This window comes from Streptomyces sp. DH12 (assembly GCF_020873895.1).
Taxonomy (GTDB): Bacteria; Actinomycetota; Actinomycetes; order Streptomycetales; family Streptomycetaceae; genus Streptomyces.
In genome coordinates, this window is the sequence record NZ_JAHWGT010000208.1 from 1 (window position 1) to 808 (window position 808).

The window sequence follows — 808 nt, forward strand, 5'->3', positions numbered from 1 at the left end:
GCCCTCGCCCGCCGCTTCACCCGGCTCGTCGGCGAACCCCCGATGTCCTACCTCACCGGCTGGCGTCTCGCCCTCGCCGCCGACCGGCTGCGTGACACCGACGACACCCTCGCCGCCCTCGCCCGCCAAGTCGGCTACAGCAGCGCCTTCGCCCTCTCCACGGCGTTCAAACGGGCCTACGGCGTCAGTCCGCAGGAGTGGCGGAACCGGGCCGCCGCGTAGCCTGGACCCCATGTACAGGGAGCGCGCGTCACGGCTGCCGGGCGCGGCCGTGTGGACCAGCACCCCGTCCGGCGACGACGGGCCGGGCCGGGTGCTGCCCGACGGCTGCATGGACCTGCTGTGGCACGACGGCCGCCTGCTGGTCGCGGGCCCCGACACCCGCGCGCACGTCGACGGGGGAGCGGCGGCCGGCCCCTGGGCCGGGATCCGTTTCCACCCCGGCACCGTGCCCTCCCTCGCCGAGCGTGCCCGCACAGTACCGCGCGTCTCCGGGTCGTCCCTCGTGGCCGGCGCATCCAGCGCGCCGTGCGGGCCACGGCGGCCTTCCCGGTCGGGGAGATCCGCCGAGCGGCCGAGCTCCGGGCCGGCCGCCACGTGCGGGGAAGGTCGTCGTCGGCCTCCGGCCGCTCGAGGGTCCGCCGAGACCATCAGGAGTGCGGGGCGGCAGGCACCAGCTCGCGCAGCGGTACCCCCGTCAAGCTCCGCACCTCGCGGGACAGATGAGGCTGGTCGGCGTAACCGGCGCGGATCGCGGTCTCCGCGAAGGGGACGCCCGCCCGGGCCAGGGCCAGCGCGCGGCGCAGGC

At 77.0% G+C, this 808-nt stretch carries 1 protein-coding gene and 2 pseudogenes; 2 read left to right on the forward strand and 1 reads right to left on the reverse strand.

Features of this window, described 5'->3' with window-relative positions:
- Both LPA54_RS33545 and LPA54_RS33550 read left to right on the forward strand, forming a co-directional pair.
- Positions 1-222: helix-turn-helix transcriptional regulator (locus LPA54_RS33545; RefSeq protein WP_228984492.1), on the forward strand; the 222-nt coding region annotated here is incomplete at its 5' end.
- Positions 223-232: 10 nt separating this feature from the next.
- Positions 233-460: pseudogene (locus LPA54_RS33550) on the forward strand (DUF6597 domain-containing transcriptional factor); the annotation flags it as partial.
- 190 nt (positions 461-650) lie between these two features.
- Here the strand turns inward: LPA54_RS33550 and LPA54_RS33555 are convergent.
- Positions 651-808, reverse strand: a pseudogene (locus tag LPA54_RS33555) (AraC family transcriptional regulator); the annotation flags it as partial.